The 14,679-nt window shown below is 69.5% G+C and carries 14 protein-coding genes; 10 read left to right on the top strand and 4 right to left on the bottom strand.

Annotation, left to right across the window (positions count from 1 at the left end):
• Nucleotides 1-690: 690 nt before the first annotated feature.
• Nucleotides 691-1,743, bottom strand: a complete 1,053-nt coding sequence (locus B3611_RS04770; RefSeq protein ID WP_414646298.1) for an acyltransferase family protein — start codon at nucleotides 1,741-1,743, stop codon at nucleotides 691-693.
• Between the two features lie 45 nt (nucleotides 1,744-1,788).
• Here B3611_RS04770 and B3611_RS04765 point away from each other — a divergent pair, with 45 nt between their 5' ends.
• The 4 genes from B3611_RS04765 (at nucleotide 1,789) to B3611_RS04750 (ending at nucleotide 4,647) form a co-directional block, all read left to right on the top strand.
• On the top strand, nucleotides 1,789-2,484 hold the full coding sequence (locus tag B3611_RS04765) for a porin PorA family protein (protein ID WP_291313941.1): 696 nt from the start codon (nucleotides 1,789-1,791) through the stop codon (nucleotides 2,482-2,484).
• 16 nt (nucleotides 2,485-2,500) lie between these two features.
• A complete protein-coding gene (locus B3611_RS04760) occupies nucleotides 2,501-3,910 on the top strand; it encodes a hypothetical protein (RefSeq protein WP_291313940.1) in 1,410 nt (469 codons plus the stop codon).
• A 276-nt stretch (nucleotides 3,911-4,186) separates the two neighbouring features.
• Nucleotides 4,187-4,405 (top strand): three-helix bundle dimerization domain-containing protein, encoded by a 219-nt coding sequence (locus B3611_RS04755; protein ID WP_291313939.1) that lies wholly within the window; start codon nucleotides 4,187-4,189, stop codon nucleotides 4,403-4,405.
• A 2-nt stretch (nucleotides 4,406-4,407) separates the two neighbouring features.
• Nucleotides 4,408-4,647 (top strand): three-helix bundle dimerization domain-containing protein, encoded by a 240-nt coding sequence (locus tag B3611_RS04750; protein WP_291313938.1) that lies wholly within the window; start codon nucleotides 4,408-4,410, stop codon nucleotides 4,645-4,647.
• 34 nt (nucleotides 4,648-4,681) lie between these two features.
• Here the strand turns inward: B3611_RS04750 and B3611_RS04745 are convergent, their stop codons facing one another.
• On the bottom strand, nucleotides 4,682-5,755 hold the full coding sequence (locus B3611_RS04745) for a glycosyltransferase family 4 protein (RefSeq protein WP_291313937.1): 1,074 nt from the start codon (nucleotides 5,753-5,755) through the stop codon (nucleotides 4,682-4,684).
• 5 nt (nucleotides 5,756-5,760) lie between these two features.
• On the opposite strand from B3611_RS04745, the gene B3611_RS04740 reads away from it, so the two are divergent.
• Nucleotides 5,761-6,519, top strand: a complete 759-nt coding sequence (locus B3611_RS04740; RefSeq protein ID WP_291313936.1) for a class I SAM-dependent methyltransferase — start codon at nucleotides 5,761-5,763, stop codon at nucleotides 6,517-6,519.
• A 17-nt stretch (nucleotides 6,520-6,536) separates the two neighbouring features.
• Here the strand turns inward: B3611_RS04740 and B3611_RS04735 are convergent, their stop codons facing one another.
• On the bottom strand, nucleotides 6,537-8,363 hold the full coding sequence (locus B3611_RS04735; RefSeq protein WP_291313935.1) for a phosphoenolpyruvate carboxykinase (GTP): 1,827 nt from the start codon (nucleotides 8,361-8,363) through the stop codon (nucleotides 6,537-6,539).
• Nucleotides 8,364-8,776: 413 nt separating this feature from the next.
• Here B3611_RS04735 and trmB point away from each other — a divergent pair, with 413 nt between their 5' ends.
• From trmB to B3611_RS04710, 5 genes are read left to right on the top strand one after another with little or no spacing between them, the layout of a single operon-like run.
• Complete coding sequence (trmB, locus tag B3611_RS04730) at nucleotides 8,777-9,547, top strand: tRNA (guanosine(46)-N7)-methyltransferase TrmB (protein ID WP_291313934.1); 771 nt, start codon at nucleotides 8,777-8,779, stop codon at nucleotides 9,545-9,547.
• 2 nt (nucleotides 9,548-9,549) lie between these two features.
• Entirely contained in the window at nucleotides 9,550-10,275 is a 726-nt protein-coding gene (locus tag B3611_RS04725; protein ID WP_291313933.1) for an NYN domain-containing protein, read from the top strand.
• Nucleotides 10,276-10,284: 9 nt separating this feature from the next.
• Nucleotides 10,285-12,690: an MMPL family transporter gene (locus B3611_RS04720; protein ID WP_291313932.1), complete on the top strand. Its 2,406-nt coding sequence runs from the start codon at nucleotides 10,285-10,287 to the stop codon at nucleotides 12,688-12,690.
• Nucleotides 12,687-13,733, top strand: coding sequence for a lysylphosphatidylglycerol synthase transmembrane domain-containing protein (locus tag B3611_RS04715; protein WP_291313931.1), 1,047 nt, complete (start codon nucleotides 12,687-12,689; stop codon nucleotides 13,731-13,733). Before B3611_RS04720 ends, B3611_RS04715 begins: the two co-directional genes overlap by 4 nt.
• 25 nt (nucleotides 13,734-13,758) lie before the next feature.
• On the top strand, nucleotides 13,759-14,103 hold the full coding sequence (locus B3611_RS04710) for a DUF3054 domain-containing protein (RefSeq protein WP_291313930.1): 345 nt from the start codon (nucleotides 13,759-13,761) through the stop codon (nucleotides 14,101-14,103).
• 7 nt (nucleotides 14,104-14,110) lie between these two features.
• Here B3611_RS04710 and B3611_RS04705 read toward each other — a convergent pair whose 3' ends face one another.
• Entirely contained in the window at nucleotides 14,111-14,635 is a 525-nt protein-coding gene (locus tag B3611_RS04705; RefSeq protein ID WP_291313929.1) for a GNAT family N-acetyltransferase, read from the bottom strand.
• Between the last annotated feature and the right edge of the window lie 44 nt (nucleotides 14,636-14,679).

The raw sequence follows: 14,679 nt of genomic DNA, 5'->3' as shown, positions 1-14,679 counted from the left end.
CCACGGACGTCCTGCAACGGCGGTTCACCACCGCGCAGCCGGGCGAGTGGCGCCTCTCCCACCCGGCCACCGTCGACGGGGTCCGGGCCGAGGGCACCGTGCACCTGGAGTCCGGCACCCACGAGGTGCTCACCGATGCGGAGACCCTCATGCTCAGCCGCGCCACTCCCGGCGCCGGGTGGGCACCGTTCGGGGGCACAGTCTCCCCTGCGTCCGGCGAGCGGCACATCCTCACCACCCGCGCCTACAACGACGGCCTGCGCGCGAGCGTGGGGGGTGTCGCCCTCGAGCCGGAGCGTCTCGATGCCGGGATGCAGGCCTTCCGCGTCCCCGCCGGTGTGGGCGGTGACTTCTCCATGACGTTCGCCGGCGAGACCCCGTACCGGGTGAGCCTTCTTCTCGGCGGCGGTGTCTCGGTGCTCACCGTCGCGGGCTGTCTCCTCGTGCCCTGGCGCCGCGGGGGGCCCTGGACCCCGCGCGCGTCGGGCGCCGCCGCCCGGGTGTTCCCGCTGGCCGGGGCAGCCGTGGTGGGCCTCGCCCCCGGCGCCGCAGGCGCGGCCGCCGTGTGGGCCATCCGGCGCACCACCCTCATCCCATCGCGCGCGCTGACCGCGGGTGCAGCCGCGTTCATCGGCCTCTGGCTGGCGCGGGCACCGTGGCCGCAGGAGAACTACGCGGGGGATTCGGTGCTCACACTCGTTGCAGGCTGTGCCGCCCTCGCGGCGCTGGCGCTTCCCGACGCCGACCCTGCCGCATCCCACGCACCTGCCGCCCCAGGCGGTCACCCGCCCGCCTCACCAGACGCGCCCCGGGAACCTCGACGAGCTCGTAGGAGACGTAGGCGACGGCCACGCTGGCCACGGCGGTGAACGCAGCCACCGGAAGGAAGTGTCCCGTGAACACGCGGATCCCGAGCACCGGGAACGCGAAGGAGAGCACGGCGACGTGCCACAGGAAGATGGAGTAGGACCACCGGCCGAGGTGCGTCATGGCCGGGGAGGCCAGCACCCCGGCGTCGCGGGGGCCGAGCGCGAAGGGGGCCACGAGTACGGCGGCGAATGCCGCGCCGATGAGGATCCGCACGTTGAACTCCGCGGGGCTGGGGTGCGCCAGGCCCTGCGGACCGAGCGTTCCCCCCAGCCAGGCGAGGGGCAGTGCCAGCAGCGCGACAGGCCAGCGCACCCACCCGGGCGCGCGCCACGCCACACCCGCCCGCTCGAGCTCCGCGCACACCAGGCCCACCGCAAACCACGGGACGTAGGAGGGCGGCCAGATCTGCATGTTCACCCAGTTCACGGAGCTGACGAGCCACGGCCAGGCGAGGGAGACGGGCAGGGCCACCGCGAGCAGCACCTGCCGCCCCCGCCGCCCCCGCGCGAGGTAGAGCGGCAGGACGATGTAGAAGGCCACCTCCACGCACAGGGACCACATCTGCGTCAGCCCCGCCACCAGGGCATGGGGCACGTAAATCTGGACGAGGAAGAGGTTGGCGAGGAATGTGGGAGCGTCGAGAAGCGAAAGCTCGGGCAGGGCGAGGGCGACGACGGTCACGCAGACGACGTAGGCGGGAGCGATGCGCGCGAAGCGGCGGCTGTAATAACCGGAGCGCGGTGCACCGCGGGAGAGCAGGAACGCGGAGAGCGCGAAGAAGACCGCGACGAAGTAGTCGAAGCGGGCGAGGACCGCTGAATCGGTGGCGGTCTGGAACGCCACGTGCGTCACGAGGATCCCGAGGGAGGCCACCGCGCGCAGGCCCTCGAGTTCCGGCAGTAGGTTATTGTTTCTGATGTGTTCATTGTAGGAGTCAGGCGGGCGCGCATCGCGGCAACCATCCTCCTCGCCTGCCTCGCCCTGAACCTCATCGCGCCCGTGGTCATCTCCGCCCAGCGCGCCCTGCCCCACGAGGGTTTCTTCGCCTCCACCTACGACGGGCCGGTGCCCTACGCGCAGGAGCTCACGCTCACCAGGGGGGCGAAGAAGGACGAGGTCGACATCAACGCGCGCCTGCTTATCGACGGCACCGAGCACCGCGACTCCTACACCGCCAACGTGGCCACCACCTTCCCCGTCCGCGACAGGGGCGGGTTGACCTACTTCTTCCCGTACCAGCCGGAGCGGCGCAGCTACCCCTACTCCGACCCCTTCGCGCTCGAGGCCGTCCCGGCCGACTACCTCGGGCCCGGCAACGTCGCCGGTCTGGAGACCTACAAGTACCGCGCCGAGATTTCCGACGGCGGCTACCACGCCGAGCGCATCTTCGACCTGGAGCGGCGCACGGGCCGGGTGCTCGACGAGACCTGGACCACCTCGGGCGGCCCGGCAGACGGGTTCTTCCGCCTCTCGGAGGATTCGCGCGCCGAGGCCGTCGGCGCCGCGCGCCGGGAGGTCGGTGTGCTGCGTGCCCTGCAGGTGCTGGCCTGGGTGACCCGCCTGGCGGCGGTGCTCACGCTGGCCTGGCTGGCGGTTGCCTTTGCGCGCCGCTAAGGGTGCCGCGCGCGGGGTGCCCCCGCTGGTGGGCGCGGCGCTCGTCCTGTCCCTGACCTGGCCGTTTCTCGTGCCGGGTGAGGCCTTCGCTCTGCGCGACATGATGGTTCTGCCCGGCATGGCGCTCACGCGCGCGTCGCTCGGCGCCGGCGACCTCGCCGCACGCAACGTTCCCCAGGACGCACTCCTGGGCCTGCTCCCCTTCCCGGTCGCCGCCCTCCGGGTGATGGTGGCGGCCGCGGCCGCCGGCGCCGCGTGGGCGGGGTGGCGCAGCTCCGCCACCGCCTGGGGGCGCTGCGCGGCCATGACCGTCGCGGTGTGGAACCCCTTTGTGGTGGAACGGCTGCTCCAGGGCCAGTGGTCCCTGGCCGTCGCCGCCTGGCTGCTGCCGCTCATTGCGGTCTCGGGGTCGTGGGTGGCGCGCTGGCTCGCCTCGCTGACACCGACGGGCGCGATCGCTTCCGTGTTGATGTCGCGCACCCGCGCCCAGCTCATCGTCACCTCGGCACTGTGCCTGCCCTGGGTGGCGGCGGGGTTCGCGGCCGGATCCGGCACCTCCTCCCCCGCCTCCGCCACGGCCTTCGCCCCCCGCGCCGAGCGCTGGGTGGGCACGCTGGGCGCGGTGGCGGGGCTCGGCGGGATCTGGAACGGTGCCGCAGTGCCGGCCTCGCGCTCGGCGGGGTTCGCGGTCTTCGGCATCGCGCTGCTTCTCGTCCTCGCCCTGGGGTGGCGCTCGGTGGAAAGGCGCCTCCTCGTTCTCGCCGCTGCGGGGTTCGCGGTGGCGGTCCTGTCCTGGGCCGGGGCGCTGGGGTGGGCCGTGGCCGCGCTCCCCGGCGGCGGGTTGCTGCGCGACGCCCAGAAGTGGCTCATCCTCGCCCTCCCGGCGTTCGTTTCGGCGGCGGGGGCGCTTCGGCCGACGCGCGCCGCCCTGGCCCTGGTGCTGGCGCTCCTCCAGGTTCCGGACGCCCCGCTTGCCGTCGCGGCACTCACCCCCGTCACGGTCGAGGAATTGCACGTGCCGCCCGTGGACGACCGCGGCCGCGACGTCTTCTTCGTCGACCGGCCCGCCCTCTCCCGGCGCGCGGACGGGCAGCCGGTGGTGGATCCGGTTCCGAAGATGATGAACGTGGTGGAGCCCGGTGAGCTCGTCGTCGATGGGGTGGTGGTTGACCCGGTCTCACCTCGCTGGCGCGAGGCCCGGGACCACCCGGACGAGATTGCGGCCCTGCGCGGCCTGGGCATCGGAGTGGTGGTGCACCCGGACGGAACCGCCACGGACACGGGTGCGCCCCCGCGCGGGCTCCCCACCGCGGGCCTTCTGTTTTTCGCACTCTGGCTGGCGGTTCCGCTCGCGGGCCTGGCCCAGGCGGCGTTGACCTGCGGGCGGGTGAGACGCGGTGCCCGCCGCGCGTTAACTTCGCCGTAACCGCTCCTCCGCCCGGGTCGCCCCGGACCTGCACCAGCAATCCCACTGGCGTCCCACGCGTTTCGTTACTATGTTGTTATAAACCCTCTCACCAGCTGAAACGTCATCTTTAATGGGCTGATCACAATTAATGGCGTCCGCCCACGGCCGCGGAGCTTGTACGCGTCAACAAAGCGGTCTAGGGTAAACAACAGTTAAACAAAAGGTTACGCACCAGCGCCACTTCCGTGGCGGCAGACCGTAACAGCGACCGGAACGGAAAGGGTGAATCTGAAAATGACCAACGCAGTTACCGACAGGGTGATCGGCCGCGTTCGCAGCGGGCTCGTGAAGAAGTGGAGCGACCGCTACAGCGACGCCGAGGTCACCGAGACGTTCGACAACGTCCTGGCCCACCACCGTGCGGCGGCCACGATCCCCGACTTCATCCCCGTCCTTGCCGAGGCGGAGACCAACGAGCTTCTGGCCGCGAAGATGCGCGAGGAGGAGAAGTAAATATGTACAACAAGAACAACATCGATTTCAGCGTGATCCGCGAGCGCGCACTGCGCAACATCCGCGAGGATCTCATCAACGAGTGGTCCGACCGCTACGACGCCAACCGGATCGACCGCACCTTCGAGGGCGTGCTTGCCGCGCACCGCGAGGAGGCCGTGATCGAGGACTTCGTCCCCGTCCTGGTCGAGGCCGAGATGCTCGAGCGCCTGCGCGAGGGCGAGCTGGATAAGGCTCTCTAGAGCCCCGTCCGCCCACTCTTCGCCCCGGAACCGGTCAACGGTCGCCGGGGTTTTCGAGTATCCGGGCAAATTTGCGGCCCGTCTCGCGCCAGGAGAATGCCGCGGCCCGCTCCCGGGCGGCGGCGCCGAGGGAGGCGCGCAGAGGGGCGTCGTGAAGCAATGCCCGCGTGATCCCCGCAAACTCCTCCTCGCTGTCAGCGAGCCGGCCCGTCACCCCGTCGACGATCGAGTCACGCAGGCCGCCGGCGCCGCGGTAGCCGACCGTGGGAACGCCGTGCTGGGCGGCCTCCGTGACCGCGATTCCCCACCCTTCTTTCGTGCTCGGCATGAGGTGCAGGTCGGCCCGCGCCAGCAGGGCGTGCTTGTGCGCCTCGTTGACGTGGCCGTGGAACACCACCTTGTCGCCGCGGGGCTCGGCGTGGGCGCGCAGCTTGTCCTCCCACCAGCCGGAACCGATCACGTCGAGCACCACCCCGTCCATCCCGGCGACGGCGTCAATTGCGTGCTCGATGCGCTTGTGCGGCACCAGGCGCGAGAGCGTCACCGCGTGCAGGCGCCCGTCGCGCGGCAGCACCGGAACCTCGGCCGGGAGGGGGTCGACGCCGTTTTCCACGATGGCGATGTCCGACTCCCTGACCCCCAGGCCGACGAGGTCCGCCCGCGATGCCTCGGAGACGGTCACGTACTGCGCACCCCGGTAGACCCGCGGGGCGACGCGCGACTCGAGGAACCAGCCGAACGCACCGATCACCGGCCCCGCTACCGGCCACTGCTCCTTGTGGCAGTGGTGGGTAAGAAGCACCGTGTCCGCCCCCGAGTAGGCGCGCGCGAAGAAGGGGATGCCGTTCTGCGTATCCACGATCACGTCGGGCCGGTGCCGCCACACCGACAGCGGCGCGAGCATGTACACCCCGTACTTCCCGCCGGCGCGCTCGTAGCGTACCCCTGCGCGCCGCGAGCGCCGGGGCGCGTCCGTGTGCTTCGCGGTGCGGTACACCACCTCGTGCTCCTGTTCAGCCAGGTACTCCCCCACCCGCTCCAGGTAGCGCTCCGAACCCCCGCCCTGCGGGTGGGTCGTGTCGCGCCAGCAGAGGAGAAGTATCTTCATAGGTTATGTACCGTACCCGCCGCCTGGCCACACTGCGCCGCTCCCTGCGCCTGCTGCGGTCCTTCACCTACGAGCAGTTCCGGCCCCGCATCTTCTACTCCGGCCTGGCGCGGGACACGCATTCGCTTATCGACGCCCTCTCCCGCGACCTCACCGGCCGGGGCGTAGCCGGCCGCAGCGTCCTCGACGTCGGGGGAGGGCCCGGGTATTTTGCGGACCAGTTCGCCGACACCTTCTACGTGGGCCTGGAGCCGTCGGTCTCCGAGATGAGCGCGGCGGGCCTGAGCGGTTACGGGGCGGTGCGCGGCGACGGCACCGCGATCCCGTTCGCGGACTCCAGCTTCGACGTGGTCTACTCCTCCAACGTCGCCGAGCACATCCCCGACTGGCGGGAGATGGGCGGCGAGATGCTCCGCGTGTGCCGGCCGGGCGGGCTCGTCGTGCTGTCCTACACGGTGTGGCTCGGGCCCTTCGGGGGCCACGAGACGGGGCTGTGGGAGCACTACGTCGGCGGGGAGTTCGCGCGGCGCAGGTACGTCGAAAAGCACGGCCGCGAGCCGAAGAACGTCTGGGGGACCTCGCTGTTCGCCGTCTCCGCCGCCGCGGGGTTGCGGTGGGCCCGCGACATGGAGAAAGCGGGGAAAGCCACCTTTGAACTGGGCTTTCCCCGCTACCATCCGCACTGGGCGTGGTGGCTCACCCGCGTCCCGCTGGTGCGGGAATTCGGGGTGTCCAACCTCGTGCTGGTGCTGCGCAAGCGCTAAGCGCAGGCGCCCGGTGTCTACGCCCGCGCGGCCTCGGTGCGCTGCTCCAGCTTGTCCAGCTGCTCGAAGATCTCCTTCGGCACGCGGCGACCCAGCTCCTCGAGGTAGCCGCGGGAATCCTCGATGTCCTCGGCCCACAGCTCGGGGTCGGGGTAGAGGGCCTCGCGAATGTCCTCGATGGGGGTGTCCAGGCCGGTCAGGTCGAGGTCTTCGGGGCGGGCGGTGTGGCCAACCGGGGTGTCCTCGGCACCGACGCGGCCCTCGATGCGGTCAACGATCCACTTGAGCACGCGGGAGTTCTCCCCGAAGCCCGGCCAGAGGAAGCGGCCGTCCTTGCCGCGGCGGAACCAGTTGACCAGGAAGATCGGGGGCATGCGGTCCCCGCCCTTGCGGCCCATGTCGATCCAGTGCTGGAAGTAGTCTCCGACGGCGTAGCCCATGAAGGGCAGCATGGCCATCGGATCGTGGCGCAGGGTGCCCACCTTCGCCTCGGAGGATGCCGCCGTCTGGCCGGAGGAGAGCATGGCGCCGACCATGGTGCCGTGCTCCCAGTCGTACGCCTGGGTGACCAGCGGCACGGTGTCGGCACGTCGTCCGCCGAAGAGGATCGCGTCGATCTTCACACCCTCCGGGTCGTTGAACTCGGGCGCGGCGGCGGGGCACTGCTCGATGGCGACGCAGTAGCGGGAGTTCGGGTGGGCGGCGTCGTGGCTGGACTTGGGGGTCCAGTCCTTGCCGCGCCAGTCGATGAGGTGCTCGGGGGCTTCGCCGTCCATGCCCTCCCACCAGATGTCGCCGTCGTCGGTCAGCGCCACGTTGGTGAACAGGGTGTTGCCCGGCTCCATTGTCTGCATCGCGATGGGGTTGGAAGCGTAGTTCGTGCCCGGGGCGACGCCGAAGAAGCCGTTTTCCGGGTTGACGGCGTAGAGGCCGTCCTCGCGCAGGTGCATCCAGGCGATGTCGTCGCCGACAACCTCGGCGGTCCAGCCCTCGAGGGTGGGGGTGATCATGGCGAGGTTGGTCTTGCCGCAGGCGGACGGGAACGCGCCCGCGATGTGGTAGCTCTTGCCCTCGGGGGAGTTGAGCTTGAGGATGAGCATGTGCTCGGCCATCCAGCCCTCCTCCCGGGCCATGACGGAGGCGATGCGCAGTGCGTAGCACTTCTTGGCCAGGATGGCGTTGCCGCCGTAGCCGGAGCCGAAGGACCAGATCTCCTTGGTCCCGGGAAACTGGGAGATGTACTTGGTGTCGTTGCACGGCCAGGCGACGTCCTGCTCGCCCTCAGCAAGCGGGGCGCCGACGGAGTGGAGGCAGTGGACGAAGTTGCCGCCCTTGATCTTGTCCAGGGCTTCCTTGCCCATGCGGGTCATGATGCGCATGGACATGACCACGTACTCGGAGTCGGTGAGCTGGACACCGAGCTTGGGGTCGGGATCGGTGATCGGGCCCATGCAGAAGGGCACGACATACATCGTGCGTCCCTTCATCGCGCCGCGGAAGTGCTCGAGCATCTCCTCCTTCAGCGCGGCGGGCTTCATCCAGTTGTTGGTGGGGCCGGCATCGTCCTCCTTCTCGGTGGCGATGAAGGTGCGGGACTCCACGCGCGCGACATCGGAGGGGTTGGAGCGCGCCAGGTAGGAGTTGGGGCGCTTCTCCTCGTTGAGCTTGACGAGGGTGCCCTTCTCCACGAGCTCCTGGGCCAGGCGGTCCCACTCCTCCTGGGAGCCGTCCGCGAAGACCACCCGCTCGGGCTGGAAGAGGTCGACAGCGTCGTTCACCCAGGCGATGAGGTCCTCGTTGTCGGTCGGCGCGGGCTGCGTCATGCCCTTAACTGCGGTGGCCATGTGCTCTCCTGTTTGTTTCATGTCCCGGCGCGACCCAACTGGTTATCCCCAGCGGGGTGCCGAAAAGGTATTCCTGTAGGTCTCTAGATTATCGAAAACGCCGTACATCGTGGCTAAACGCTTTCACCGGGTTTCGTTACGCGGTTATGACCAGTGACCCATCACACGTGAATTGACCGGTGGAGCTGGGTCACGCCACCCCCTAATAAGGGTGCCGAATCTCCCGTTGAGGACCGTTTTTTCACCCCCTCACCTGCGGTGATTTCGCCCGCAGCCCGGGTCAAACACGTCAACCGCACCCAAACCCCCGTTTGCCACCCCCGGAATGGGGTGAGCATCAACCCGTCCCGCCCCCACCCCGCCCCAGCGCGTAAGGACTTGCATTTGCCCACGTCATGTGGACAATTAACCTGATGAATAGTTCTGATAATCCTAAAATTGCACGACCCGGAGTGGGCGAATTGCCGCCCGGCCGGCCACCCCAAACCGAGTTCAGCACAGGACTCGATTACCCCCGCCTCGGCTCCGTGACGTTCCGCCGCGGCACCCTCACGGAGAACCAGGAGGCGCTCTTCGACGAGCACTGGCCCCGCCTGGGGCAGTTGCTTTCCGACGACCCCATCGATGTCGACTCCTGGTTCGGCCGCTCCGGCCACCCCACAGTCGTCGAGATCGGCTCGGGCACCGGAACCTCCACCGCGGCCATGGCCCCGCTCGAGGCGGACACCAACATCATCGCCGTGGAGCTGTACAAGCCCGGCCTGGCCAAGCTGCTCGGGGCCGTCGTGCGCGGCGACATCGGCAACATCCGCATGGTCCGCGGCGACGGCGTCGAGGTGCTGGCGCGGATGATCCCCGAGGAGTCCCTCGACGGAGTCCGCATCTTCTTCCCGGACCCCTGGCCCAAGGCGCGGCACCACAAGCGGCGCATCATCCAGTCCGGAACCCTGAACCTCATCGCTTCACGCCTGAAGAAGGGCGGCGTGCTCCACGTCGCAACCGACCATGCCGGGTACGCCGAGTGGATCGACGAGCTCGTGGAGGTCGAACCCTCCCTCGCCTACCGGGGTTGGCCGTGGGAGGACGCACCCCTTTTGACCGACCGCCAGGTGATCACCAAGTTCGAGGGCAAGGGCCTGGACAGGGACCACACCATCCGCGAGTACCTCTGGGAGAAGATCTAGCAATGCAGGACCTGCACGAAATGACCCACCCCTACTCCCCCGGTGCCGCCCCGGGCCCCGAGAGCGTGCTGCTGGTGTGGGACGCCCCCAACCTGGACATGGGCCTGGGCGCCATTCTCGGTGGACGCCCCACCGCGGCCTACCGCCCGCGCTTCGATGCCGTCGGCCGCTGGCTCATCGAGCAGGCCGGGCAGCGCTCCGCCGAGCTGGGCACCCGCGTCGAGCCGGAGGCGACGGTGTTCACCAACGTCTCCGCCCAGGGCGCGGACGTGGTCCGGCCCTGGGTCGAGGCGCTGCGCAACGTCGGTTTCGCGGTCTTCGCCAAGCCGAAGACGGATGACGCCTCCGACGTGGACGCCGACATGCTCGACCACATCGAGCGCCGCCGCCGCGAGGGCGTGCTGCGCGGGGTGGTCATCGCCTCCGCCGACGGGCAGAACTTCCTCGAGCCGATCGAGGAGCTCGTCGCCGCCGGCATCCCCGTCACCGTGCTCGGCTTCCACGAGCACGCCTCGTGGGCCGTGACGTCGAAGGACATCACCTTCGTCGATCTCGAGGACATACCGGGCGTGTTCCGTGAGCCCCTCCCGCGCGTCAACCTGGACCGGCTGCCCGAGGAGGGTGCCTGGCTCCAACCGTTCCGCCCGCTGTCCTCGCTGCTCTACAACACGCGGGATGCGCGCGAGAGCCTGGAGACGCGGGAGCCCCGAGAGAGCCGAGAGAGCTAGGAGAGCGACGTGTTTTACAGGTGGGGGCACTTCGCCTACCGGTTCCGCCGGATCATTCCCGCGGTCATCATCGCCATCATCGTCCTGCTGCAGGTCTTCTTCGGCTCCAAGCTGGGTGAGCGCATGTCCCAGGAGGGGTGGGAGGACCCGCACGCCGATTCGACCACCGCGACGCGGATCGAGGAGGACACCTTCGGCCGGGACAGCTCGGGCGACGTGATCGTGCTTGTCGACGCCCCCTCCGGCCTGACCGGGGGGCCGGTGTTCGACGAGGCGAACAAGCAGATCTCCGCCCTGGCGCGCGACTACCCGGAACAGATCGACCACGTCACCAGCTATTTCGACTCCCCCAACCCGCGCCAGGTCAACGCGGAGGGCACCCGCGCCTTTGCGGCGATCGGCCTGAAGGGGGACGGCGAGCAGACACTGAAGGACTTCCGCACCATAGAGCCCGCCCTGCGCGGCATCTCGCTTCCCGACGGCGCCACCGTCAAGATCGCCGGGGCCACCGCCGTCGCCGACGCCCTCGATGACGGCATGGCCAACGACATCGCCCGCGCGGAGAAGATCGGGCTCGTCTTCGTCGCCGTGATCCTCCTGTTCGTCTTCGGCGGCGTGATCGCGGCCGCGATGCCGCTGGTCGTGGGAATCCTCTCCATCATCGGGTCCCTGTCGCTGCTGTCCATCCTGGCCAGCTTCCAGCAGGTCAACGTGTTCTCACAGTCGGTGATCACCCTGCTCGGCCTGGGCCTGGCCATCGACTACGGCTTGTTCATGGTCTCGCGCTTCCGGGAGGAGCTGGACAAGGGCCTCGACGTGGAGGAGGCGGTGGCCGTGACCACCACCACGGCCGGCAAGACCGTGTTCTTCTCCGCGCTCATGGTTGGCGTGGCGCTGTCGGGCCTGATCATGTTCCCGCAGGCGTTCCTCAAGTCCGTCGCCTACGGCGCCATCAGCGCCGTGGTCCTGGCGGCCCTGATTTCGGTGGCGGTGCTTCCGGCGTTGTTCGGCATGCTGGGCCGCGACATCGACAAGTGGTCCGTGCGCCGCACGTCCCGCCGCGGCCGCGGCATCGAGGACACCGTCTGGTACCGCATCCCGCGCTGGGCGATGCGCCACGCCAAGCTCGTCGCAGCCGGCATCTCGGCCCTGCTCATCCTGTTGACGGTGCCCATCATCGGGATCACCTTCGGCGGCATCAACGAGTCCTACCTCCCCCCGAGCCAGGAAACCCGGCAGGCGCAGGACGAGTTCAACGAGTCCTTCCCCGCCTTCCGCACCGACCCGGTCAAGCTCGTGGTCAAGGGGGCGGACAACTCCCAGCTTGTCGACGTCGTCATGCAGGCACGCCAGGTCACCGGCCTCGCCTCGCCCCTGGCGCCCTCGCACCCCAGCCAGGACGGCACCACCGTGCTCTCCGCGCCTCTCGCGGACAGGAACGGCGGGAGGGACGTCGTCAAGCAGATGCGCAACATCTCCGCCCCGGAGGGTGTCGAGCTCTACGTCTCGGGCACCCCGGCGATGGAGGTGGAGTCCATCGAGGCGCTGCTCGGGCGGCTGCCGTGGATGGCGCTCTACATGGTCGCCGCCACGTTCATCCTCATGGCGCTGCTGTTCGGATCGCTGATCCTGCCGGCAAAGGCCGTGATCATGAACGTGCTCGGCGTCGGTGCGACGCTGGGCTTCCTCACCTCCGTCTTCGTCGACGGCATCGGATCGGGAGCCTTCAACTTCACTCCGGGGCCGCTGATGAGCCCCGTGCTGGTGCTCATCGTGGCCATCCTCTACGGCCTGTCCACCGACTATGAGGTCTTCCTGGTCTCGCGCATGGTGGAGGCCCGGCACAACCGGGCCTCCACGGATGACTCGATCAGCTACGGCACGGCCCACACGGGCGGTATCATCACCGCCGCGGCCGCGATCATGATCGTCGTGGCCGCCGCCTTCGCGATGAGTGACATCGTGATGATGAAGTACATCGCCTTCGGCATGATCTTCTCCCTCGCCCTGGACGCGACCGTGATCCGCTTGCTGCTCGTGCCGGCCGTGATGCACCTGCTGCGCGAGGACAACTGGTGGGCGCCGCGCTGGGTCAAGCGGGTGTACGCCTCCCTCGGGGAGAACTCCGAGGGTTCGACGGCCGCTCCCGTCCGCGCCGGTTCCGCACGGCCGGCCGCGGCCCCGGTCGCCGCCCCGGCCACGGAGCCCCCGTCGCCCGCTGACTCTCCCGCGGCGGAGGAACCGGACGAACCGGCTGTGCCCACCCACCCGGAGACCGGGGAAATCGCCGTCGAGAACACCGTCGTGGACTCGCTGCCCGTGCGCGGCGGACGCAGCGTGGTCGAGGATTCCGAGCTCATTCCCTTCGACGAGCTGATGCGCCGGCTGTCCGAGCGCCCGCGCGAGCTCGAGTGACGGTGCGCGGCTCCGTCGGTGCCGCGGTGACGTGGGCCCGGTGGCTCTTCCCGCTCGCCGCCCTCGCCGCCGGCCTGTACTTCTTCCGGGACGAGATGCCCTTCCTTGGGGAGGCATGGGGGGCGCTGCGGCACGCCTCCCCCGGCCCCGTCGCGGCCGCGGTCGCGGCCTCCGTCGCCTCGGTGCTGGCGATGGCCGCCGCGATGCAGCAGCTGATGAACATCGAGGGCCGCATCACCGGCTTCCGCCGTTGCGCCTCCATCACCCTGGCCTCCAACGCGTGGTCCACCACCGTCCCCGGCGGCCCGGCCATCTCCGCGTGGCTCACCTTCCGCGTGCACCGCTCCTGGGGCGCCTCCCCGGGACTGTGCGGCTGGTTCTTCGTCGTCTCCGGCGCCCTCTCCACAGTGTGGCTGGTGGTCATCGGCATCGTCGCGGTGGCCTTCCTGGGCGCCCAGCTCTCCGTCGGCGCCCTCGCCGGCTCGCTCGCTCTCGCGGTCGGGGTTTCCCTCGCTTTGTTCTGGGCCGCCCGCAACCCCGAGGTGTTGCGCCGGGGTGTGCGCCTTGTCCCCACCCGCGTGGCCATGCGCCTGGAAAAGTTCATCGACGAGGTCGCGGCGGTGCGCATGACGGGGCGGACCTTCGCCCTCGCCGCCGCGTGCTCCCTGGCCAACCGGCTCTTCGACGCCCTCACGCTCTATTTCGCCGCGTGGTCCGTCCTCGGGGTGCACGGCGGCAACATCTCCGCGGCGGCCACCGTGCGCGCCGTCGCCCTCGCCTTCGTGATGACCAAGCTCGCCGGCGCCGCGCAGGTCACCCCGGGAGGAGTGGGAACCGTCGAGACCATCGCGGCCGCCACCCTCGTCGCCTCGGGCATGACGCTTGTCGACGCCACCGCAACCACCCTCGTCTACCGGCTGGTCTCCTTCCTGCTCATCACCGCCATTGGGTGGGTGCTCTACCTCCTGCGCTACGCGGGGCGCGGCTTCATGCTCGGCTCCCCCACCCCCGCCCTCACCGGGGGCGAGGGACACGCCGCGTGACCCGGCGGCCGATAGACTGTGCGGCATGATCTCAAAGCCCTACGCCATCGCCGCCGACTACGTCGCCATCGCCGCCTTTGCGCTCCTCGCGCGCGCCGCTCACCGCACCGACGAGATGCCCTTCACGTTCTTCGGGTGGTTCGAAACCTTCGTGCCCTTCGCCGTGGGGCTCGCGCTTGCCTGGCTCGCCACGCGCCGGAACAAGGGCTGGCTCATCTGGCTGATCACCCTGGTCGTTGGGCTGGTCATCTGGGGCTTCTACCGCGAAAAGCTCCCCCACTGGTCCTTCGTGGTGGTGGCAAGCTCCATGTCCGCACTGCTCATGCTGGGCTGGCGGGGCATCGCAAAGCTCGTGCTCAAGCGCTCCTAGGGCTGGCCTACGGGGTTGTCGGCACCCAGAACCTCATCATCCGGCGCCCGTCCGGACCGAATCGCGTGTCCTCGTAGATGCCGCCGTTGGCCCGTATCACCTTCCGCGAGGCGACGTTGTCCTCCGCGCAGGTGAGCAGGAGCGGCCCCATCCCCCGTTCGCGGGCGATGGGAATGATCTCGCGGAGCGCGAATGTGGCCAGGCCCCGGCGTCGGCGGGACGGGCGGACGGAATACCCGACGTGACCGCCCGAGGTGAGCAGGTGCTCGGTGAGCTCGTGGCGCAAAGCGATCGCGCCGGCGAATTCGCCCTCTTCCACGATCCAGTAGTAGGAGCACGCGACGTACCCCGGCGTCCAGGGCTGCGTCTCCTCCGCGAGCAGGGCGTCAACCCACCGCGCGAAACCGCTTTCGCAGCGCAGGAGCTCGGCGTCCCGGATCCCGGTCCCGTCCTGGTACTTCCAACCCCACTCGTCCAGGGCGCCGAGGAACGACTCCCTCAGACCGACCGTGGGCCTCACCAACTCCGGCATGCGTCCTCCATCGTTTCACTGCTTCCCCGTTCGTCCGCAAAAAA

It is taken from the genome of Corynebacterium sp. UBA2622, assembly GCF_002339505.1.
GTDB lineage: Bacteria > Actinomycetota > Actinomycetes > Mycobacteriales > Mycobacteriaceae > Corynebacterium.
The sequence above is the reverse complement of the archived record's forward strand: the minus strand, read 5'-3'. Positions and strand labels throughout refer to the sequence as shown.

What these genes read in the sequence shown, in the direction of transcription:
- B3611_RS04755 (WP_291313939.1), top strand. Translation starts at nt 4,187, where the DNA reads ATGACCAACGCAGTTACCGACAGGGTGATCGGCCGCGTTCGCAGCGGG.
- B3611_RS04750 (WP_291313938.1), top strand. Translation starts at nt 4,408, where the DNA reads ATGTACAACAAGAACAACATCGATTTCAGCGTGATCCGCGAGCGCGCA.
- B3611_RS04745 (WP_291313937.1), bottom strand. Translation starts at nt 5,755, where the DNA reads ATGAAGATACTTCTCCTCTGCTGGCGCGACACGACCCACCCGCAGGGC.
- B3611_RS04740 (WP_291313936.1), top strand. Translation starts at nt 5,761, where the DNA reads ATGTACCGTACCCGCCGCCTGGCCACACTGCGCCGCTCCCTGCGCCTG.
- B3611_RS04735 (WP_291313935.1), bottom strand. Translation starts at nt 8,363, where the DNA reads ATGGCCACCGCAGTTAAGGGCATGACGCAGCCCGCGCCGACCGACAAC.
- trmB (WP_291313934.1), top strand. Translation starts at nt 8,777, where the DNA reads ATGAATAGTTCTGATAATCCTAAAATTGCACGACCCGGAGTGGGCGAA.
- B3611_RS04725 (WP_291313933.1), top strand. Translation starts at nt 9,550, where the DNA reads ATGCAGGACCTGCACGAAATGACCCACCCCTACTCCCCCGGTGCCGCC.
- B3611_RS04710 (WP_291313930.1), top strand. Translation starts at nt 13,759, where the DNA reads ATGATCTCAAAGCCCTACGCCATCGCCGCCGACTACGTCGCCATCGCC.
- B3611_RS04705 (WP_291313929.1), bottom strand. Translation starts at nt 14,635, where the DNA reads ATGCCGGAGTTGGTGAGGCCCACGGTCGGTCTGAGGGAGTCGTTCCTC.